We start from the raw sequence: 19,887 nt of genomic DNA on the forward strand, positions 1-19,887 counted from the left end.
GAGTCGCAAGGGTGAAGGATTCTGGTCGTGCCGACGACCAAAATCCTTCTTTCTTGCGCGTTACCAGGCGGCGCTATGCCACTTTTGTCCCACTTGAGGTGAATTGCCGGTGGGATCCGTGCCCGGCGGCGAGGAGAACAGCGCGGCTGGGCCGCGGGCCGGGCTGAGTTGCGTTGGGCACGGGTCTCAGCGGTAGGCGTCGAGACCCAGGGACACGGCCAGGCCGACCGCCGCGGCAGCGATGATCCAGCGCAGCAGCTCGGCGGGCAGCGCACGGACGATGCGGGGGCCGATGGCGCCGCCGGCGAGCAGCCCGGCGGCCAGCGGGGCGGCGGCCGTCCAGGCGACCGATCCCACGACGGCGAACAGGACCGCGGCGACCGCGTTGGAGAAGCCCGACGCGACGTTCTTCACCGCGTTCACGCGGGCCAGTGGCTCCGGGATCATCACAGCCATGATCGCCAGCAGGGCGACGCCGGCACCCGCGCCGAAATATCCGGTGTAGATCGAGACTGCGAACACGGCGGCCAGCAGGCCGGGGCCGCGGGGGCCGAGAGGGCCGGCGGCGGTGTCACCGGCCGCCGGCCGAAGGCGAGGCGAGAGCACCAGGAGCACCGCGGCGCCGACGATCAGCCAGGGCACGACCAGCTCGAAGGCGCGGGCCGGGGTGGTCATCAGCAGCACCGCGCCGAGGGCCCCGCCGGTGAGGGTGGCGGCGCCGAAGCGGGCGACCCGCCCGCCCTGGCCGGCGAGTTCGGTACGCGAGCCGAGCGCGGCGCCGAGCGCCACGAACAGCAGGGCCGCGGTGTTCGTCATGTTCGCGGTCCGTGGCTCCAGGCCCACGGCGAGCAACGCCGGGTAGGAGACGAGGGACGCCAACCCCGCGACCGTGCTCGTGATGCCCGCGAGGATCCCGGCGCCGACGAGCAGCGCGACGTCCGCCGCGCTCAGCCGGCTCTCACCTCGACGCGGGCGAGTCGGATGCGGGTGGTTCGGGAACGGGTGATCCGGGTGCGGGTGAGTCGGACGCGGGTGAGTCGGATGCGGGTCACCCGGCCGGCGGTGCGCTCGCCCATTCGGCCAGGACGGCGTCCGGCTCGCTGTAGACCGCGCGGGGGGGTACGGGCGTGGGGCTGCGGGAGAAGCGGGGCGCGGGCGCGGCCTGGGGGACACCGTCGACCTCGACCACGGCGCCGCGGGCGGACATGTGCGGATCCGCCGACACCTCGGCCAGGCTCAGGACCGGCGTGACACAGGCGTCCGTCCCGTCGAACCGCGCCGCCCACTCGTCGCGGGTGCGGGCGGCGAAGGCGGTGGTGAACGCCTCGCGCAGCACCGGCCACCCGGCCGGGTCGTTCTGGTCCGGCAGCTGTGCCGCGTCCAGGTCGAGGCCCTTGAGCAGCTCGGCGTAGAACTGCGGCTCCAGCGGCCCGACGGCGACGTGGCCACCGTCGGAGCAGGTGTAGGTGTCGTAGAAGGGCCGGCTGCCGTCGAGCAGGTTGGACGCCCGCTCGTCGGACCAGTCGCCGTAGCCGTGCCAGTCGCCCATGGCGCGCCAGGCCCACATCATCTGCAGCAGGACGCTGGTTCCGTCCACGATCGCCGCGTCGACGACCTGGCCCTGGCCCGAACGGCCGCGTTCCAGCAGCGCGGAGAGGATCCCCACCAGCAGGAACATCGAGCCGCCGCCGTAGTCGCCGACCAGGTTCAGCGGCGGTGCCGGGCGTTCGTCGGCGTCGCTGCCCATGGCGTGCAGGGCACCGGTCAGCGAGATGTAGTTGATGTCGTGGCCGGCCCGGTGCGCGAGCGGACCGGTCTGGCCCCAGCCGGTCATCCGGGCGTAGACCAGCCGGGGGTTGCGGGCCAGGCACTGCTCCGGGCCGAGGCCGAGCCGCTCGGCCACTCCGGGCCGGTAGCCCTCGATCAGCACGTCGGCCCGGGCGATCAGCTCCATCGTCTGCGCGAGGCCCTCGGGGCTGCGCAGGTCTACCCGCAGCAGGCGGCGGCCGCGCAGCAGCCAGTCGTCGGGGCCGTCGCCCAGGTTCGGCCGCTGCACGCGGACGACGTCCGCGCCGAGGTCGGCGAGGATCATCGCGGCGTGCGGCCCGGGGCCGATTCCCGCGAGCTCCACGACCCGCAGCCCGCTCAGCGGACCGGACACACTGCCTCCCCGAACAACCTGGAGTAACTGGACCAACGCCAAACCCGACGCCAAACCCGAACGGTCCCGAACGGTCCCGAACGACCCGGAAAACGAACCTACAGGCGTTCGATGATCGTCGCGTTGGCCATGCCGCCGCCCTCACACATCGTCTGCAGACCGTAGCGCCCGCCGGTGGCCTCCAGGTAGTTGAGCATGGTCGCCATCAGCTTGACCCCGGAACCGCCGAGCGGGTGGCCCAGCGCGATCGCGCCACCGCGCGGGTTGAGCTTCGCCGGGTCGGCGCCGAGCTCCTTCGCCCAGAACAGCGGGACGGACGCGAACGCCTCGTTGACCTCGTAGGCGTCGATGTCGTCGAGGCTCAGGCCGGAACGCCTGAGGATCTTCTGCGTCGCCGGCAGCGGCGCGGTCAGCATGTAGAGCGGGTCGTCACCGGCCAGCGCGAACGAGTGGAAGCGGGCCCGCGGCCGCAGGCCCAGCGCGGACGCCTTTGACTCGCTCATGATCAGTGCGGCGGACGCGCCGTCGCTGAGCGGCGAGGAGTTGCCCGGGGTGATGTGCCAGCCGATCTGCGGGAAGCGCTCGGCGTACTGCTCGGTGTAGAACGACGGCTTGAGCCCGGCGAGCCCCTCGGCCGTGGTCGACGGGCGGACGGTCTGGTCGACGGTGTGGGTGAACGTGCTGCCGTCCGGGGCGACCGCCTCGAACGGGATGATCTCGTTGTCGAAGCCACCGGCCGCGGCGGTCGCCGCCGCTCGCTGATGCGACCGGGCGGAGAACTCGTCGAGCTCCTCGCGGGTCAGCTTCCACTTCGCCGCGATCAGCTCGGCGCCCACGCCCTGGTTGGCGAGGCCCTCGGGGTAGCGCGCGCGCATGCCCGGCCCGGACGGATCCCGTCCCACCGAGGCGAAGCGCATCGGGACCCGGCTCATCGACTCGACGCCGCAGGCCACGACGACGTCGTAGGCACCGGCGATGACGCCCTGCGCGGCGAAGTGCATGGCCTGCTGGCTCGAGCCGCACTGCCGGTCGACGGTGGTCCCCGGCACAGACTCGGGGTAGCCGGCGGAGAGCACCGCGTTGCGGGCGATGTTCGCCGTCTGCTCCCCGGCCTGGCTGACGCAGCCGGCGATCACGTCGTCGACGATCGCGGGGTCGATGTCGTTCCTGGTGACCAGCGCCTTCAAGGTCGCCGCGAGAAGCTCGACGGGGTGGATCTCGGACAGCGCTCCGCCGGGCTTGCCTCGTCCCGAAGCGGTGCGCACGACGTCGACGATCACTGCGTTTTCCACGGCACTCCCCAACCCGGAAGCAAGCCAGCCGGAAGCCCGGAACGGGCCAGCCGGAAGCCAGTACGGAACGTACGGAACATTTCCGCTCGTCGCGGTGGTTCGGCGCGAGCGCCACACCTGCTAATCGAACGTATGAGTACGCCGTTCTCAGGGTCAAGAAATGCCGTTACGGACCAGCGGTGCCCGGACGCGCGGTGTGGGCTATTCCTCCCGGGCCGGCGCGTCGTCGTTACCACGGCGCAGAACACGCAGGCCACGGCCGTCGGGATGCCAGCTCTCGACTATCAGCTCGTCGCCGGCGACCGAGATCCGGACGACTTCGGTGACCTCCACCCGGAACAGGTCGAACGGCGTCGGCGGCTTCACCTCGTCGGCGAAGCTCCGCAGTGTGCCCGGGTCGGTGACCGGCACGGCCCGGCCGGCGACCCGGGCATCACCGTCGGCCATGTCGGAGCCCGGGCCCGGGTTCGCGTGCAGCGCGAACCGGGGCTCCCGGATCAGGTCGGCCGACTTGCGCGCACCCGGCATGCCGCCGAGCCACAGCTCACCCAGCAGAAAGCTCGTCTCGATGCCGCTCACCCGAGGTGATCCGTCCGCGCGCACGGTCGCCAGCACGTGGTGGCGGTAGGCGGCGAACCGCTCGCGGACGGCCCGCCCGAAGTCCGGCTCCGCCGTCTCGAACTCGTTCCAGCTCACAGTCATGGCCCTAGCCTCACCTCGAACAGTGACATCTGCTGTCAGGGATCGGAGCTACCTTCGCCGGGTGCGTTCCAGCCGCCTGATGGCCCTCCTGCTGCATCTCCAGGCCCACGGCGGGGCCACCGCCGCCGATCTCGCCGCCCGGTTCGAGGTGTCCGTCCGCACCGTGCGGCGTGATGTAGCCGCGCTCGCCCAGGCGGGCGTGCCGGTGTGGTCCGAGCCGGGGCCGCGCGGCGGGATCCGCCTGGTCGAGGGGTGGCGGACCCGGCTGGACGGGCTGACCGGCGACGAGGCGTCCGCGCTGCTGCTGGCGGGGGCCGGCGGCGACGCGCTCGCCGGCCTCGGGCTGGACGCCGTCGCCGCCGCCGCGCGGGGCAAGGTGCTGGCGACCCTGCCCCCGCAGCTGCGCGTCCGGGCCGGGCAGGTCGGCGAACGGTTCCACCTGGACGCGCCGGGCTGGTTCACGGACGCGGAGCCGGTGCCGTGCCTGGCCGCCGTCGCCGCGGCGGTCTGGGCCGGGCACCGCCTCGACATCCGGTACGGCCGGCCGGACAGGCAGGACAGGCGGGACAGACCGGATGGAGCGGATGGAGCGGATGGAGCGGATGGAGCGGATGGAACGGACGGAACGGCGCGGCCGGGCAGGGCGGACCGGCTGGTTCAGCGCCGGATTGAGCCGCTGGGGCTGGTCCTGAAAGCGGGGGTCTGGTACCTGGCCGCGGGCCAGGACGGTGACAGCCAGGACGGTGACATCCGCAGCTACCGCGTCGCCAGGATCGTCGCGGCGGAACCGGTGCCGGGGCCGCGGGCGAGCTTCACCCGGCCCGCGGACTTCCAGCTGGACCGCTGGTGGGCCGCCTCGAAGGAGGACTTCGTCCGGTCCCTGCACAGCTGGCCGGCGCGCCTGGCGCTCACCGCGCTCGGAGAGCGGATCCTCGCCGGGGTGCTGGACCCGCTCGTCGCACGGCGGGCCCTGGACACGGCCGGCGCGCCCGACGCCGACGGCTGGCGCGAGCTGGACGTGTGGTTCGAGGGCCCGGAAGTCGCCGAGTCGCAGCTGTGGGCGCTGGGCCCGCACGTTCGGGTCGTCGCCCCGCCATCCCTGCGGGCCGCGCTCGCGGGCTCCGCCCGGCGCATCGCGGCGATCAACGCCTGAGCCCGCCGGATGGGAGCGGTCAGGCGGGACGGACGACCGGGTCGGTGGTGATCTGGCGCGGGAGGGTCAGCAGCCGCCCCGGGGCCCGTTCGTCGTCGCGGCGCCAGTAGCCGCCGTCCGCGCACAGCCCGGCGTCGACGGGCGGCACGCAGTGACCGTCGTCGCGGTGCGCGTCAAACCCTTCGCTTCCCACAAAGGTCTCGTGGCAGGTTGGGCAGTGCGCAGCGGTCAGCGCCGTCCAACGCACATCGCAGCGACCGCATCCGATGAGTGTCGGACGGTCATAGTCGATGTCGCGGCCGCGCAAGAGCCGCCCCCCCTCGTTGTTCGCCGGACGAATCCGCGCCTTGGATGGTCAGGCACCGTCAGGTCGATTCATTACGCCCGCCCCTGGTGCGGACCGCAGATGCGGCATCGACCGTAACGATTTGCCGGGCCGGTCCACCATACGGGGGTGCCGGAGGTGCGAATCCGCTTCCCGCCGGTTCAGTGGGCACGGAGCTCCTCAAGCGGTGAAAGGCTGCTGGGCGACGGCGGCCGGACGGGGTGCCAGCCCGGCTCGGAATAGGCCTCGCCATGTTGCCAGGCGACAAGGACGGCATCATCCAACCTGTCCAGCCCCGCGGGGAGGTCGATGAGCGGCCGCCAGCACGCCTGCCCCGGCCGCCCTGCCGGCTCCCGCGCCGTCGTCGCCGCTGTCACGGCTGTCGCCGTCGCCACCTTCGCGGTGCAGTCCAGCAGGAAGTAGAGGGTCATCCGCTCCTCGCCTCCGATCCGGTGGTGCGCCGTGTGCGCCAGGGTGAGCGCCGCCTCGTCGGCCAGCGGTGCGGCCGCGTCGGCCGCCAGCCGCAGCGCCGTCTCCCGGGCCGGCTCGCCGAGCCGCAGCGAGGCCGCGGGCAGCCGCCACTCCGGCGTGGGTGAGCCTTCCGAGGCGCCTGACATGATCAGGAAGACGGTGCCGGCGACGACCACCATCAGCCGCAGGTCGACGGGATGGCACAGCGACCGCGTGGGGTACAAGGCTGGCTCCAAAGGCTGGCTCCACCGGAGGTCGGACACTGTCGGGGCGCGCCAGCCCAGGCACCGATCATCCGGGGTTGCACGTGCACGTGCAAGGGCCGTTGCGCGGATTGGCCGGATGGCCGGAAGAGCCGCGCGGCCCGGATGGTGCCCGGGGGTGCCGGAAGGCCCGACCGGATGGGTCCTTGTGGCACCCGTCTCGGTAGCTGTGGCCGGTGGTGATGACCAGCGTCTCCGGCGGTCCGTGCCGTCCGGCCAGGTCATGGCGGGGCCACGATGGTCACCCAGCGCGATGGCTGGGCCGATGATCGAAGCTGTGCTTCCCTGATGTTCGATAGCGTCTGTAGACCATGGACCCGTGGCTCGAGGGCGCCTGTGGTGATAACAGCCCTGGCGACGACACCGACGGCGGGTTGGACGACACCGACGGCGGGTTGCTGGAGACACCGCGGCTGCTGGGGATTCGACGCCTCCGGGAGCTGCTGGACGGGCGGGAGGCCGGGGAGATGATCGACAGTGAGAAGCTCCTGGACGCCCCGGCTCCGCTCCCGGTCCCGGACTCGTTCGGCGAGGCTCCGCCCACCCGGACAGACCGCCTTGAGCTGGACGAGCTGATGGCCCAGCTGGTCGAGCGGGCCCACGAGGTGATGACCACCCAGGGCCGGCTGCGTAGCCTGCTGCGGGCCCATCGCGCGGTCGCCGCCGACCTGAGCCTGGAGGTCGTGCTCCGCCGGATCGCCGAGGCGGCCTGCGAGCTTGTCGACGCCCGCTACGGAGCCCTCGGAGTGATCGCCCGGGACGGGCGGATGGAGCAGTTCATCCACGTCGGAATGGACGCCGACCTGGTTCGCCGGATCGGCCACCTGCCGCGCGGGGAGGGCGTGCTCGGCCTGCTGACCGCCGACCCCCGGCCCGTCCGCCTCGACGACATCGCCGCGCACGACCACGCGGTCGGGTTCCCGCCGGGGCATCCGCCGATGCGGACCTTCCTCGGCGTGCCGATCAAGGTCCGCAGCGAGGTCTTCGGCAACCTCTACCTCACCGAGAAGCGCGGCGGGCGGCGGTTCACCGCGCAGGACGAGGAGCTGGTCCTCGCCCTGGCCGCCAGCGCCGGTGTCGCGATCGAGAACGCGCGGCTGTTCGGCGCGGCGCAGCGGCGCCAGCAGTGGCTGCAGGCGTCCGCCGACATCATGCGCCACCTGCTGGCGGACGGCGCCGAGCCGCTGGCGCTGATCGTCGGGCGCGCCCGGGAGGTCGCCGACGCCGACCTGGCCTGCGTGCTGCTGGCGGACGAGGTCACCGGGGAGCTGCTGATCGAGGCCGCCGACGGCCTGGCCGCGGACAGCCTGGTCGGCCAGGTCGTTCCGACCGAGGCGACGCTGGCCGGCAGGTCGGTCGCCGACGGCCGGCCCGTGCTCGTCGACGACGCCACCCTGGAGCCGGGCAGCTCCGGGCTCGGCACGGTCGGCATCGGGCCGATCATGGTCATCCCGCTGGTGGGCACGCAGACGCGGCTGGGCGCGGTGGTCCTGGCGCGGGAGACCGGTGGCCGGCCGTTCGCCGACACCGACCTCGACATGGCGGCGACGTTCGCCGGGCACGTCCAGGTGGCTCTCGGCCTGGCCACCTCCCGTGCCAACCGGGACCGGCTGCTCGTCCTGGAGGACCGCGACCGCATCGCCCGCGACCTGCACGACCATGTCATGCAGCGGCTGTACGCGGTCGCGCTCGGCCTGCAGGGCATGGCCGCGGCCGAGGACCGCGCGCCGGCGGCGGGCCGGCTCAGCACCTACGTCGACGACCTCGACGCGACCATCCGCGAGATCCGTTCGACGGTGTTCGAGCTGCGGGGGAGGCGGTCCAGCGGTGGGGCGGGCGTGCGCGCCCGGCTGGTCGAGATCGTGGAGGAGATCGGCGAGGCCCTCGGGTTCAGCCCCCGGCTGCGCGTCGACGGGCCACTCGACTCCGTGCTGTCGGGCAAGACCGTCGACCACCTGCTGGCCGTCGCGCGCGAGAGCCTGTCCAACGTGGCCCGGCACGCGCGCGCGAGCCGGGCTGAGCTGTCGGTGACGGTCGGGCAGGGCTGGCTGCGCGCCGAGGTCACCGACGACGGGGTCGGCCTGGGGGACACCAGCCGGCGCAGCGGCCTGGACAACCTCCGCAGCCGCGCGGAGGAGCTGGGCGGAACGTTCGACATCGCCGCCGGCCCGTCCGGGGGCACCCGGCTGCGCTGGGCGGTTCCGCTGCGCTGACCGGTTCCGCTGCGCTGCCCCGTCTGCCCGCGGTCCGGCCCGGTCTGACCGCTTGCCCGGTCTGACCGGCCGGCCGGCAGCGCCGGGTGCGCGTGGTAGTCCTCCGCAGGAGTTTCAGGGGACTGAAGGCAGCTCTCTCAGGTACGAAAGGCCCGGTTTCCGGGGCCGCTCGCGGGCGCTGCGCCGCCCGGTCGGCCGTAACGATGGATGCCGGACGCAACGGTGCGGAGAGAGGTGCCATGCCGGTCGAGCAGATGGCCGCGAGGCCCGTTCCCGCGGCGCTGTGGTCACGGCCGGGCGCCGGCGGCCGGGTGGTCGAGACGGCCGACGCGGTGCTCTGCCTGACCGCCGACCGCGTCCTCAAACGGCGCCGGCCGCTGGACCCGGGCGAGCCCGCCTTCCGTGGCCTGCTGACCCGGCTCGCGGCGTGCCGCGCCGAGGTGGCGCGTAACCGGCCGCTGGCACCGGATGTCTACCTCGGCGTGGCGGACGTCGTCGACGACGGCGGCGTCGTCCAGGATCACGCTGTCGTCCTGCGCCGGCTGCCGGCCGGTCGCCAGCTCGCGTCCCTGCTCCGGCGGGGTGGCCACATCGACGAGGAGGTCCGCGCCGTCGCGCGGGCCGTCGCCGGGTTCCACGCGCGCTGCGAGGCCTCGCCCGGGAGCGGCGTCGACGATCCCGGGCGGTCCGAGGCACGGTGGCAGGAGGCGATCACCGCCGCCGACGCGTTCCGGGGGACGGTGCTCGAGGCCGAGCTGGTGGACGAGATCGGCCGGCTGGCCCGGGCGTACCTCGCCGGCCGCGGCGCGATGCTGGCCGGGCGGGTCACGGGCGGGTGGGTCCGCGACGGGCACGGAAGCCTGCGGGCCGACGACATCTACTGCCTGGACGACGGGCCGCGCATCCTCGCCCGGGCGGAGGCCGACGGGCGGCACGACGACGTCCTCGGGGACGTCGCGCTGCTCGCGGTGGAGCTGGAGCGCCTCGGGTCATCGGAGGACGCCGACCTTCTCCTGCGCGCCTACCAGGAGTTCGCCGGGACGGCGCATCCGCGCTCGCTGGAGCACCTGCACATCGCCTACCGTGCGCTGGTCGAGGCGGCCACGGTCGCGGCCGCCGCGGGGGAGCAGGCTCGCCGTCTCGCCGACATCGCCTACCGGCATCTGCGCCGCGCGCGGGTACGGCTCGTGCTCGTCGGCGGCCTGCCCGGCACCGGGAAGACGACCCTGGCCGGCCGGCTCGCCGCCGGCGACGGCGGCCGGGTGCTGATCCGCTCCGACGAGGTGCGGGCGCGGTTCTCCGCCGAGGAGGTGGGCGCGGACAACTCCTACGTGTGGCCGCTGGCATCGGAGATCACCGCGCGGACGTACCTGGAGCTGCTGGCGCGGGCCCGGGTCTTCCTGTCCGGCGGGGAGACGGTGATCATCGACGCCTCGTGGTCGGACGGGCGCCACCGCGCCGCGGCCGCGCGGCTCGCGCGGGAGACCGGAGCGGAGCTGATCGAGCTGCGCTGCGTGACCTCGCCCGAGGTTGCGGCCGCCCGGCTGGCACGGCGTGACGCGGCCCGGCAGCCGGCCTCCGGGCCGTCTGGGCCGTCCGGGCCGTCCGGGCCGTCCGGGGCGTCCGGCACGGCGGGGTCCGGCAGGCCCACGACCACCGCCGGTGCCATGTCCACCCTGCACAGGGCGATGAGCGCCTGGGCCGAGCCGTGGCCGACGGCCAGGGTGATCCAGACGACGGTGCCCGAAGGCGAGGCGTTCCAGGCCGCCGAGCGCTGCGTCGCCTGAGCGGGTGACGGAGTCGGCCCGGGCAGGTCCAACGTTCGCGAGTCTGGGTAGGGCGAACACTGGAAGGCTGGGTAGGGCGAGTTGGAGCGGCCCGGTGAGCCGGCGAGAAGCGACAATGGGGCCTTCGGGTGACCGGGGGGTCCTGTACGCATGATGTCGGCGACGCACGACGATGGACCGGGTCGTCGACGGACGGGAGAGGCCATGGTCGGTACCGCCATGCGGCTGACGGAGAGTGACGCCCGCGCGATCGTCGAGCTGGCCGAGCTCGCGCCGTCCATTCACAACACCCAGCCCTGGCGCTGGCGGCTGGACGCGGCGGGGCTGCACCTGTTCGCCGACCCCGCCAGGCTGTTGCAGGTCGCCGACCCCGAGGGGCGTCAGCTGCTGATCAGCTGCGGTGCCTCGCTGGCCTTCGCCCGCCTCGCGGCCCGCTCACGCGGTCTGCTGGTCGACGCGGTGCTCGGCCCGTTCGCCGACGACGAGACGGGCGTGCCCGCGGCGGACCAGCCGCTCGCCACCCTCACGGTGAGCGGGCGCCGGCCGGCCAGCCCGGCCGAGGCCGACCTCGTCGCGGCCATGGCCACGCGCCACACGGACCGCCGGCCGTTCCTGGCGGGCGACCGCGGGCGGCTGACCTCGGACGATCTGTCGGCGCTGCGTCACGCCGCCGAGGCCGAATCCGCCTGGGCCTGGTTCGTCGACGACACGGACTCGCGGATCGAGACCTCCGTGCTGTTGTCCCGCGCCGACTGGCACGAGGCCCACGACCCCGCGTACGCCGCCGAGCTGCGCCAGTGGCGCCATGAGCCGTCGGTGGCGGCGGATGGGATTCCGTCCAGCGCGGTGCCGGACGTGGCCGGGGAGCGCCAGTCGGAGTTCGTCCTGCGGGATTTCGGCGTCGACGGCGGGAACGACGCTTCGGGCGCTCCGGGCGTGGCAGGCGGCGGCCTGGCGGGCGGCGGTACCGCGTCGGCGGCACCGGGGGAGGGGCCGGTGGAGCGCCCGACCGTCCTCGTGGTCGGCACCGACAGCGACCGCCCCGTCGACTGGCTGATCGCCGGCGGTGCGACGGGGCGGGTGATGCTGACCGCGACCGCCCGGGGGCTGGCCGCCTCGCCGCTGGGCCAGGTGATCGACCTCACCGCCAGCCGCGCGCAGCTGGGCGCGGTGATCGGAGCCACCGGGCACGCCCAGATGATGCTGCGCCTGGGCCGCCCCGACCCGGCCCTGCCGCCGCTTCCCGGCACGCCCCGCCGCGGGGTCGACGAGATCCTCCAGATCGGTTGAACGGGGTCCGATAGCCCTGGGTGCCGCCACCGGCCAGGATGGCGTTATGGACGTCACCGTTGTCGACAACTCCTCAGCCAGCCGCTTCGAAGCCCGGACCGGGACCGGTGAGGTCGCCGGCTTCGCCACCTACACCCGGACGAAGTCGGCGGTGACGTTCGTGCACACCGTGGTGGACCCGGCCTTCAAGGGCACCGGTGTGGGGTCGGCCCTCGCCGCCGCGGCGCTGGACGCGGTACGCGCCGAGGGGCTCGCGGTCRTTCCGCAGTGCCCGTTCATCAGGGCGTTCATCGACCGCCACCCCGAATACGCCGACCTTGTCCGGAGCTGACAGCCCAGACCGAGCCGAGCCGCCTTCGGGCCTGGTCGCACCGTCGCGCAGCGCCAGCAATTCACATCAGGAGGGCTCGACTCCTGCCCGGCAGCAGCCACAGCCCGAGCTCCGGATTCTGCCGAACGGGTTGGCGGAGTGCTGGGCTCTAGCGCTGGGYGGGAATGTCGTCGAGGGTGGGAAACGGGTCCGGAGGGACCTCGTCGGGGGGCGACCGGTGAAGGTGCCCGGGCCTGCGTGCGGCGGGGGATGGGGTGTGCGGGGCGCGCCGGGAACGTCGGCGGGGTGTTCGTCGGCTCAGCCTGCGGGCGAGTGGGGCGGCGGCCAGTCCCGCGGCGGCGAGCACCACCCCGAGGGTGGCCGTTCCGGCGAGAAGGGCCCGCTCGGCCGTGGACCGCGCCGCCCCGCCGCTCGTGGGTGATCCGCGATCGTGGGCGCGGGCCGCGGTCAGCTGCCCCGGCCTCGCCGAAGCGGGTGCCGGTACGACGCTCGGACGCGGACCGGGCCAGCTGACCGCGTTGCCCTGATGTGATCCGGAGGGCCCGGAGCGGTCGCCGACGGGGTCGTCCGGGGCTTCGGGCGGTGTCGCCACCGGTGATGAGGCCGGTGGCAGGCCCGCGTCCGTCGTCTCGGACCGTGCGGTGCCGGAGCCAGGCACGCCACGTGCCGCCCCGCCGGCTGGCTGAGCTGCGCCGGCCGGTTGGACTGCGCCGGCCGGTTGGACTGCGCCGGCCGGAGGGCCCGCGTCGCCCGCGGCTGCTGCTCCGGTCGCGGTGGCCGGCGCGCTGCCGCCCCGGGGTGCTGCCGGGCCGTTTCCATCGCCGCGACCCGCGGGGCCACCGGCCGCCTGGCTGGGCTTGCCCGCCGGCGTGTTCCCGGGGTGCGCGGTGTGGTGGTGCCCGGCGGCCGGTCCGGGCCGTTCAGCGGGTTCGGCGGCCTGGTCGTCGTCCGGTTCGGCGGAGCCGAAGAGGTCTGGCTGGTTCTGGCCCGGCTCCGGGTCCAGGTCGACGTGGACCTCGATGGGGCCGATCAGGTCCTCGGTGCCGAGCGCGACGACGAGCGTCCCGTTCGGCGCGGGGGGCGGGGAGCCGCTCGCGGCCGTGGCAGCGGCGGCCGGCGCGATGAGCACCGCGATGATCGTCGAGGCCAGTGTCGCCGCGGTCAGCGCTGCCCGCACGAGGAGTCCTTTCGGCGCTCGCCGATCGGGGTCGGCGGGCCACCGGAAGGTCAGGGGCGGCTGGTCGGACGGCACCGCGTGTCTGCGGAGCCTCGGGGCTGGGTCGGCAGTCTCCGTCCCGAGGCCACGGCGCGGCAACGCTCCACGCCGACGGCCTCCCACCCGAATCAGGGTCGGAAGGGTGGCCACCTGGCCCGCGGCGCCAGCAGCAGGCCCGCGCCGAGCGGCCTGGCGGCCGTTGGTGGGCCGCCAGACGCCCAGGTGGGTCAGGCGGACAGACCGGCGTGCATCTCCCAGACCAGGACCTCGGCGGGCTCGACACCGGTCACCCGCTGGCCACCGACGGCGGTGAACCGCACCGCGTCACCTTCGTGCAGCGGACCGGCCCCTTCCAGGTTGACTTCGCCGCGTGCGACGAAGAGGTGCAGGTAGGGGGCGTCGGGCAGCTCCACGCTCTGCCCCGGGGTGAGCCGAGCGACGTGCAGTGCCGCGTACCGGTTCTTGATGCGGATCGCCGACGCGCCGTCGTGTCGGTCCATTCCGGAGGCGACGGTCACGAGGCCGCCCCGGAGCAGCTCGTTGTCGATCTCCAGCTGCTCGTAGCCGGGGTCGATGCCGCGCTCGTCCGGAACGACCCACATCTGGATGAAGTGGACCGGGTCGTCGTGGGGCTCGGTGTCACTTGTCAGCCGCCAGGCGTCGTTCTTCTCCGAGTGCAGGATGCCCCGGCCGGCACTCATCCGCTGGGCGAGACCCGGGTAGATCACACCCTTGTTGCCCGTCGAGTCCTGGTGGACGAGCGACCCCTGCAGCACCCAGGTGACGATCTCCATGTCCGTGTGCGGATGGGTCTCGAAACCCGTCCCCGCCCGCACGGTGTCGTCGTTGCTGACGAGCAGCAGCCCGTGGTGGGTGTTGGCCGGGTCGTAGTGCTGGCCGAACGAGAAGGAGTGCTTCGAGTCGAGCCAGGCGATCTTCGTCTTCGCGCGGTCGTCCGCGCGGCGGATGTCGACCTGGGGGCTCAGTGTCGCGCTGGCCATGGTGACCCCTTTCCATCTTCATGACGTGTCATTAAGCTACATGACGTGTCAACTAGAGGTGCGGACGAGGTATTCCAGCCCGTGACCGGCGCCGCGGCGACCGGCGCCGCGAGTGCGACCGGCGCTGCGGGCGCTGCGAGTGCGACCGGCGCTGCGGGCGCTGCGGGTCCGGCGGGCGTTGCGGGTCCGGCGGGCGTTGCGGGTCCGGCGGGCGTTGCGGGCGAGGTGCGCTGGCTTGCCGAACACGAGCAGCGGGCCTGGCGTCGCTACCTGCTCATGGCCGGTGAGCTCGCCGCCCGGATGAATCGCGAGCTCACCGCCGACGCCGGCATCTCCTTGGCCGACTACGACGTCCTCGTGCACCTCACCGAGGCGCCGCAGGGGCGGCTGCGGGTGAGCCGTCTCGCCCACGCGCTGTCGTGGGAGCAGAGCCGGCTGTCCCACCACGTCGCGCGGATGCAGCGCCGTGGCCTGGTGGTCCGGGAGGAATGCGCCGAGGATGGCCGCGGCGCGCTGGTCGTCCTGACCCCGCAGGGCCGGGCCGTGATCGAGCGCGCCGCGCCCGCGCATGTCACGTTCGTCCGGGAGCATGTGTTCGACGCCCTGACCGAGGCCCAGGTCGGCGCGCTGGACGCCATCTCCGCCGCGGTGCTGGCCCGGCTTGCCACTGCGGCGGGGAACCGGCCACCGCTGTCCTGACGTCGCCGTCCGCTATGAGGTTCCTGCGGCCTGCGGCCGGGCTGTGGCGGTCGGGCGTGGCTGCTGCCCGGGCCACCAGCACGGGCCTGGCGGAGCGGTGCTGACGGAATGCGAACCCCACCCCACCCCACGGCCACTCGCCGAGGATCCCGCACCGCCCACGCAGTAACCGTCAATTCACCGCGAAGCAGGGTAAAGGGGGCGCAGGATCGCCTGGCGAGTCGCAAGAAAGAAGGATTTTGGTCGTTGGAACGACCAAAATCGTTCACTCTTGCGACTCGCCAAAACGGGCTAATCGACGAGTCGCGTCGTTGCATGTCCGATCTCACTTATGCGTCCGGTTTCGTGGCCACGAGCACGAGACGGTTCTCGACCCGCACCGGACCACCGGCGAAGTCCCCTGAGGTAGTCGCGCCTGGTCAGGGGAGCTCGGGTCGGAAGCCGATGCCGACGATGTGGGCGAACGCGCCCTGGGCCGCCGGGGTTCGGGCGATGCGCCGGAGCAGTGCGGGGGCTGTGGGCGGCGACCCGTCGGCCGGTCCGTCCAGGGTCGGGCCGAGAAACGCTCGCTGGGCGGCCCGCTGCAGCAGCTGGGTGAGCACGGTCGGGGGGAGGCGCCGGCGCTGCACCGCGGCGAGCTGTCGTGGCGTCGGCGCGCGGGCCGGCTCGCGGCCGGCGAGCAGCGGCCCGGCGAGCAGGCGGGCCGCGGCGACCGCGTCCTGTACGGCGAGATTGATCCCGACCCCGCCGATCGGGCTCATCGGATGGGCCGCGTCCCCGATGATGAGGGCGCCGGGCGCGTACCAGCGCCGGGCCCGGTCGATCCGCACCGTGAGCAGGTGGACGTCGTCCCAGGTCCCGATGCCGCCGACGCGGTCGGCGAAGTCGGGGGCGACCGCCGCGACGCCGCGGCGCAGCGCGTCGATCCCCTCGGCGCGGACCGCGTCATAGCCGCCCTTGCGGATCAGGTAGGCGACCTGCCAGTACTCGCCCCGATCGATCCGCACCAGCAGGCGGCCAGACCCGGCGAGGCCGCCCAGCCCCGCACCGTCCTCGGGGCGCCGGGGGAGCCGGAACCACAGCACGTCCATCGGCGCGCCGAACTGGCGCATCGGCAGGCCGAGGTGGGTTCGTACGACCGATCCCCGGCCGTCGGCGCCCACGGTGAGCCGGGCCCGCACCGTCTCCGGTCCGTCGGGGCCGTCTGCGGTGACCCCGACGACCTGCCCGCCGCCGTCCCGGAGCAGCCCCGTCACGTTCCGGCGGCGCAGGAGGGTGAAGGCGGGAATCTCGGCGCCGGTGCGGGCGAGCATCTCCAGCAGGTCCCACTGCGGGACGAAGTACAGGTAGGGGTGATCCGTCCGCAGCCGGGCGAAGTCGGCGACCTGGAATGTTCCGTCGGCGAAGGTGACGCTGAGACTGGTCACCCGACGGCCGGGCAGCGCCCGGGTGGGCCCGCCGAGCCCGATCCGGTCGAGCAGCGTCAGCGTCGACGGGTGCACCGTGTCCCCGCGGAAGTCCCGCAGGAAGTCCTCGTGCTTCTCCAGCACGCAGGTGCGCAGGCCGTGCCGGGCGAGCAGCAGGCCGAGCATGATCCCGGCCGGCCCGCCGCCGACCACACAGACCTCGAACGTGTGGCTGACCCGCTCCGGTGTCATGCCCATACCAGCTCCGGCGTCATGACAGCTGCCTACCCCGTCAGGCCGCCGGACCGACGTGGGTTCAGGTCTCCAGGGTGATCTGGGGCGGTATTCCCCCCTGCGGCCCCTCACCGTTCGRCCCGGTGCCACCCGGGGCGTGGGCGAACTTCGCCACCGAGGCGGCGGCGATCTCGTCCACGACCGTTCCGTCGACCGTCTCCTCCTCGAGCAGGCGGGCGGTCAGCTCGTTCAGGGCGTCCCGGTGCATACGCAGCAGGTCGACGGCACGTGCCTCCGCCTCCCGGAGCAGCCGCGCCACCTCGGAGTCGATCAGCCGCTGGGTCTGCTCCGAGTAGGGGCGGCCGACGATCTCGTCGGTGCCGAGGTAGCCGGGCCCGTCCGAGGCGTACCCGACCGGGCCGACCTCCGCGGAGAGACCGAACTCGCGGACCATGCGGGTCGCCAGCGACGTCGCCCCGGCCAGGTCGTTCGAGGCACCGGTGGACCCGTGCCCGAACACGACGAGCTCGGCGGCCCGGCCCGCGAGGCGGACGGCGAGGCTGTCGGTGAGGTAGTTCTCGCTGTACAGGTGCCGCTCGGCCTCGGGGAGCTGCTGGGTCACCCCCAGTGCCATGCCCGCGGGCAGGATCGTCACCTTCGCCACCGGATCGGCGTCGGCGCAGAGCGCCGCGACCAGGGCGTGGCCGGACTCGTGCACCGCCACCGACCGCTTCTCGTCCGGCAGCAGGGCGTTGGACGCGTCGCGGCGGCCGAGCAGGATCCGGTCGCGCGCGGCGTCGAGATCCGCGGCGCTCAGGGTGGACCGGCCCGCCCGCACGGCGTTGATGGCCGCCTCGTTGATCAGGTTCGCCAGGTCCGCGCCGGAGAACCCGGGAGTGCCGCGGGCCACCCGGGTGAGGTCGACGTCCGCGGTCAGGTGCTTGCCGCGGACGTGCACGGCGAGGATCTCGGCGCGTTCGGCCTGGTTCGGCAGCGGCACGGTGACCTGGCGGTCGAAGCGCCCGGGCCGCAGCAGCGCGCGGTCGAGGGTCTCGGGGCGGTTCGTCGCGGCGAGGATCACCACGCCGCTGCTCGCCTCGAAGCCGTCCATCTCGGCCAGCAGCTGGTTGAGGGTCTGCTCGCGTTCGTCGTTGGCGCCGCCGAAGGCGCTGCCCCCACGACGGCCGCCGATCGCGTCGATCTCGTCGATGAAGATGATCGACGGCGCGCGCCGGCGTGCCTCGGCGAACAGGTCCCGCACCCGGGACGCGCCGACGCCGACGAACATCTCGACGAAACCGGACCCGGCGATCGACAGGAACGGGACCTCGGCCTCACCGGCGACGGCCCGGGCGAGCAGGGTCTTGCCGGTGCCGGGCGGGCCGACCATCAGCACGCCGCGCGGACCGTGCGCGCCGGCCTCGCGGTACTGGTCGGGGTTGCGCAGGAAGTCGACGACCTCGCTGATCTCCTGTTTCGCGCCCTCGTAGCCAGCGACGTCGGTGAACCTGGTCTCCGGGCGGACCACGTCGGTGACCTTCGCGCGGGAGCGGCTGAACATCCCGAGCGGGCCGCCGGCGCCGCCGCCGAGCTGGCGGCGCGCCATCCGACCGGACCAGACGAAGAAACCGATCAGCAGGAGCAGCGGCAGGAAGCTGAGCAGCACCGACAGGAAGGACGTCCCCGTCCGGGTCGCGGTGATCTCGACCTTCCTGGCCGCGAGCTTGCTCGTCAGCGCGGTGCTGTCGAGCGCGGTCGGAATCCGGGTGGTGAAGTCCTTGCCGTCGGTGAGCGTGCCGTCGACGGCGCCCTGGTCGTCGATCGTGACGGAGCGGACCTGGCCGGCGTCGACCCGGCCGACGAAGTCCGAGTAGGCCAGCTCGTCCGGCGCTGCGGCGAACAGGCTCGGGCCGAACAGCAGCAGCACCGTGACGACGAGCCCGAGCGGGATCAGGAACCGGCGCCAGCCCGGCATCGGCGGGGGAGCGGGCTTGGGTGGGGTGTCCTTCGGCGGGCCGGAGCGCGCCGGAGCGGAGCGATGCTCACCGTCGAGGACGACACGGGAGATCACCGGCTCCACCACAGATCCGCCGGCCGCCCCGCGGGCGATCCAACAACAGCTGTCAAAACTCCAGGCACGAACCTCAGTATGCCCAGCTATGACCCGGGCGCCGCCGGTGTGTGCCCTGCATGTGCTTGTTTGGCGGTACCGGAGGAGGAAGAGGAGGCAGCGGCGAGCCGGGCCTGGACCTCCGGTCGGCGCAGCGGCGGCACGGTAGCCGGTGGCGTTCGCCGCGCGGGCAGCTCGCCCAGCAGCCGGTGCACACTCGCGGCGACCTCGGCCACGGCCGCCTCGAACGCCTCGGCCGCGGCGGCCGGTGGCTGGCGCAGGCCGCTGACCTTACGGACGAACTGCAGGGCCGCGGCCTCGATCTCCTCGTCGCTCGCGGGCGGGGCGAGCCCACGCAGCTCCGTGATGTTGCGACACATGCATACCACGGTAGATCAGAGGTCGACCTCGCCGATGATGCAGGTCACGGCGTCGCCGCCGACCCAGATGGTGCCGGCCTCGTCGCGGGAGAGACGGACCTGCCCCTCCCGGCCGAGCCTGGTGCCCTGCCGGGTGGTGTACGGGCTGTGGACCACGCCGGTGTCGAACAACCAGGTGGCGAGCGAGGCGTTCAGGCTGCCCGTCACCGGGTCCTCGACCGTGGTGAGCAGATGGCTGAACGCCCGCACCTCGAAGGCGGCCGGGCCGCCCTCCGGGTGCGGGCCGATGACACCCACGCTCAGGTCGACGGCGCCCGGCTGGATCGCCAGCACCGCCTCGGCGGAGTCGAGCATCACCGCCACCCAGCCCGGGCCGTTGTCCACCCACTGGGCGGCGACGATGTCCGTGGTCTCGATCCGCAGGACCTCGGCGAGGTGAACCAGCAGCTCGGCGTCCGCCTGCTCGTAGCGCAGCAGCGGCGGCGCCGCGAAGGCCAGCCCCGACGGCGCCTCCCGGCGGACGGTGATCAGGCCCGCGTCGCATTCCTGGATGATCCGGTCGTCGTCGCGGGGTGYCCCGCCCGCGCCCAGCCAGGCGTGGGCGGTTCCCAGCGTCGGATGGCCCGCGAACGGCACCTCGCTCGCCGGGGTGAAGATACGGACCCGGTAGTCGGCCGCCGGTGTGGTCGGCGCGACGACGAAGGTCGTCTCGGAGAGGTTCGTCCAGGCCGCGAACCGCTGCATCTGCGCGGCGGTCAGGCCTTCGGCGTCGAGGACCACCGCGAGGGGATTACCGAGGCAGGGCCGGTCGGTGAAGACGTCGACCTGCTGGAACGCGCGTCGCATGGCGGGG

The 19,887-nt window shown here is 73.6% G+C and carries 18 protein-coding genes; 6 read left to right on the top strand and 12 right to left on the bottom strand.

Annotated features, from left to right (window positions below; translation table 11 throughout):
* Positions 1 to 186: 186 nt before the first annotated feature.
* The 4 genes from CcI49_RS01390 to CcI49_RS01405 all read right to left on the bottom strand — a co-directional run bounded on the left by CcI49_RS01390 (position 187) and on the right by CcI49_RS01405 (position 4,155).
* Entirely contained in the window at positions 187 to 951 is a 765-nt protein-coding gene (locus tag CcI49_RS01390; RefSeq protein WP_277872662.1) for a sulfite exporter TauE/SafE family protein, read from the bottom strand.
* A gap of 97 nt (positions 952 to 1,048) precedes the next feature.
* Positions 1,049 to 2,161, bottom strand: coding sequence for a CaiB/BaiF CoA-transferase family protein (locus tag CcI49_RS01395; protein WP_054564201.1), 1,113 nt, complete (start codon positions 2,159 to 2,161; stop codon positions 1,049 to 1,051).
* Between the two features lie 98 nt (positions 2,162 to 2,259).
* On the bottom strand, positions 2,260 to 3,453 hold the full coding sequence (locus CcI49_RS01400; protein WP_054564200.1) for an acetyl-CoA C-acyltransferase: 1,194 nt from the start codon (positions 3,451 to 3,453) through the stop codon (positions 2,260 to 2,262).
* A 201-nt stretch (positions 3,454 to 3,654) separates the two neighbouring features.
* Positions 3,655 to 4,155, bottom strand: coding sequence for a pyridoxamine 5'-phosphate oxidase family protein (locus tag CcI49_RS01405; RefSeq protein WP_054564199.1), 501 nt, complete (start codon positions 4,153 to 4,155; stop codon positions 3,655 to 3,657).
* 61 nt (positions 4,156 to 4,216) lie between these two features.
* Between CcI49_RS01405 and CcI49_RS01410 the strand changes: the two genes are divergently transcribed.
* Complete coding sequence (locus CcI49_RS01410) at positions 4,217 to 5,308, top strand: WYL domain-containing protein (protein WP_241839854.1); 1,092 nt, start codon at positions 4,217 to 4,219, stop codon at positions 5,306 to 5,308.
* A 19-nt stretch (positions 5,309 to 5,327) separates the two neighbouring features.
* On the opposite strand, the gene CcI49_RS43005 is transcribed toward CcI49_RS01410, so the two are convergent.
* Together CcI49_RS43005 and CcI49_RS01420 are read right to left on the bottom strand one after the other, a co-directional pair.
* Positions 5,328 to 5,501, bottom strand: coding sequence for a hypothetical protein (locus tag CcI49_RS43005; RefSeq protein ID WP_235497473.1), 174 nt, complete (start codon positions 5,499 to 5,501; stop codon positions 5,328 to 5,330).
* A 293-nt stretch (positions 5,502 to 5,794) separates the two neighbouring features.
* A complete protein-coding gene (locus CcI49_RS01420; RefSeq protein ID WP_054564198.1) occupies positions 5,795 to 6,328 on the bottom strand; it encodes a hypothetical protein in 534 nt (177 codons plus the stop codon).
* Positions 6,329 to 6,678: 350 nt separating this feature from the next.
* Here CcI49_RS01420 and CcI49_RS01425 point away from each other — a divergent pair, with 350 nt between their 5' ends.
* The 4 genes from CcI49_RS01425 (at position 6,679) to CcI49_RS01440 (ending at position 11,988) form a co-directional block, all read left to right on the top strand.
* Positions 6,679 to 8,580 carry a GAF domain-containing protein gene (locus CcI49_RS01425; protein ID WP_076823748.1) on the top strand — a complete coding sequence of 634 codons (1,902 nt, stop codon included), beginning with the start codon at positions 6,679 to 6,681 and terminating at the stop codon, positions 8,578 to 8,580.
* Positions 8,581 to 8,819: 239 nt separating this feature from the next.
* On the top strand, positions 8,820 to 10,367 hold the full coding sequence (locus tag CcI49_RS01430) for an AAA family ATPase (RefSeq protein ID WP_076823751.1): 1,548 nt from the start codon (positions 8,820 to 8,822) through the stop codon (positions 10,365 to 10,367).
* Positions 10,368 to 10,571: 204 nt separating this feature from the next.
* Positions 10,572 to 11,657: a nitroreductase gene (locus tag CcI49_RS01435; protein ID WP_076823753.1), complete on the top strand. Its 1,086-nt coding sequence runs from the start codon at positions 10,572 to 10,574 to the stop codon at positions 11,655 to 11,657.
* A gap of 46 nt (positions 11,658 to 11,703) precedes the next feature.
* Positions 11,704 to 11,988, top strand: a complete 285-nt coding sequence (locus CcI49_RS01440) for a GNAT family N-acetyltransferase (protein WP_076823755.1) — start codon at positions 11,704 to 11,706, stop codon at positions 11,986 to 11,988.
* Positions 11,989 to 12,136: 148 nt separating this feature from the next.
* Here CcI49_RS01440 and CcI49_RS01445 read toward each other — a convergent pair whose 3' ends face one another.
* Positions 12,137 to 13,165, bottom strand: a complete 1,029-nt coding sequence (locus CcI49_RS01445) for a hypothetical protein (protein ID WP_076823758.1) — start codon at positions 13,163 to 13,165, stop codon at positions 12,137 to 12,139.
* Positions 13,166 to 13,431: 266 nt separating this feature from the next.
* Entirely contained in the window at positions 13,432 to 14,205 is a 774-nt protein-coding gene (locus CcI49_RS01450; protein WP_054564192.1) for a pirin-like bicupin family protein, read from the bottom strand.
* A gap of 81 nt (positions 14,206 to 14,286) precedes the next feature.
* Between CcI49_RS01450 and CcI49_RS01455 the strand changes: the two genes are divergently transcribed.
* Positions 14,287 to 14,904 (top strand): MarR family transcriptional regulator, encoded by a 618-nt coding sequence (locus tag CcI49_RS01455; protein ID WP_241839855.1) that lies wholly within the window; start codon positions 14,287 to 14,289, stop codon positions 14,902 to 14,904.
* A gap of 419 nt (positions 14,905 to 15,323) precedes the next feature.
* On the opposite strand, the gene CcI49_RS01460 is transcribed toward CcI49_RS01455, so the two are convergent.
* The 4 genes from CcI49_RS01460 to CcI49_RS01475 all read right to left on the bottom strand — a co-directional run bounded on the left by CcI49_RS01460 (position 15,324) and on the right by CcI49_RS01475 (position 19,880).
* Positions 15,324 to 16,562 carry an FAD-dependent oxidoreductase gene (locus CcI49_RS01460; RefSeq protein ID WP_076824196.1) on the bottom strand — a complete coding sequence of 413 codons (1,239 nt, stop codon included), beginning with the start codon at positions 16,560 to 16,562 and terminating at the stop codon, positions 15,324 to 15,326.
* A 64-nt stretch (positions 16,563 to 16,626) separates the two neighbouring features.
* Positions 16,627 to 18,615 (bottom strand): ATP-dependent zinc metalloprotease FtsH, encoded by a 1,989-nt coding sequence (gene ftsH, locus CcI49_RS01465; RefSeq protein ID WP_076824198.1) that lies wholly within the window; start codon positions 18,613 to 18,615, stop codon positions 16,627 to 16,629.
* Positions 18,616 to 18,701: 86 nt separating this feature from the next.
* Entirely contained in the window at positions 18,702 to 19,034 is a 333-nt protein-coding gene (locus CcI49_RS01470) for a DUF2277 domain-containing protein (protein ID WP_083749251.1), read from the bottom strand.
* A 15-nt stretch (positions 19,035 to 19,049) separates the two neighbouring features.
* Positions 19,050 to 19,880, bottom strand: coding sequence for a PhzF family phenazine biosynthesis protein (locus CcI49_RS01475; RefSeq protein WP_076823760.1), 831 nt, complete (start codon positions 19,878 to 19,880; stop codon positions 19,050 to 19,052).
* Positions 19,881 to 19,887 lie beyond the last annotated feature (7 nt).

This window comes from Frankia sp. CcI49, assembly GCF_001983215.1.
GTDB classification, from domain to species: Bacteria; Actinomycetota; Actinomycetes; order Frankiales; family Frankiaceae; genus Parafrankia; species Parafrankia irregularis.

Coding starts and splice junctions, on each gene's coding strand:
- CcI49_RS01405 (WP_054564199.1), bottom strand. CDS start 4,155: ATGACTGTGAGCTGGAACGAGTTCGAGACGGCGGAGCCGGACTTCGGG.
- CcI49_RS01425 (WP_076823748.1), top strand. CDS start 6,679: ATGGACCCGTGGCTCGAGGGCGCCTGTGGTGATAACAGCCCTGGCGAC.
- CcI49_RS01430 (WP_076823751.1), top strand. CDS start 8,820: ATGCCGGTCGAGCAGATGGCCGCGAGGCCCGTTCCCGCGGCGCTGTGG.
- CcI49_RS01435 (WP_076823753.1), top strand. CDS start 10,572: ATGGTCGGTACCGCCATGCGGCTGACGGAGAGTGACGCCCGCGCGATC.
- CcI49_RS01450 (WP_054564192.1), bottom strand. CDS start 14,205: ATGGCCAGCGCGACACTGAGCCCCCAGGTCGACATCCGCCGCGCGGAC.
- CcI49_RS01460 (WP_076824196.1), bottom strand. CDS start 16,562: ATGACACCGGAGCGGGTCAGCCACACGTTCGAGGTCTGTGTGGTCGGC.
- CcI49_RS01470 (WP_083749251.1), bottom strand. CDS start 19,034: ATGTGTCGCAACATCACGGAGCTGCGTGGGCTCGCCCCGCCCGCGAGC.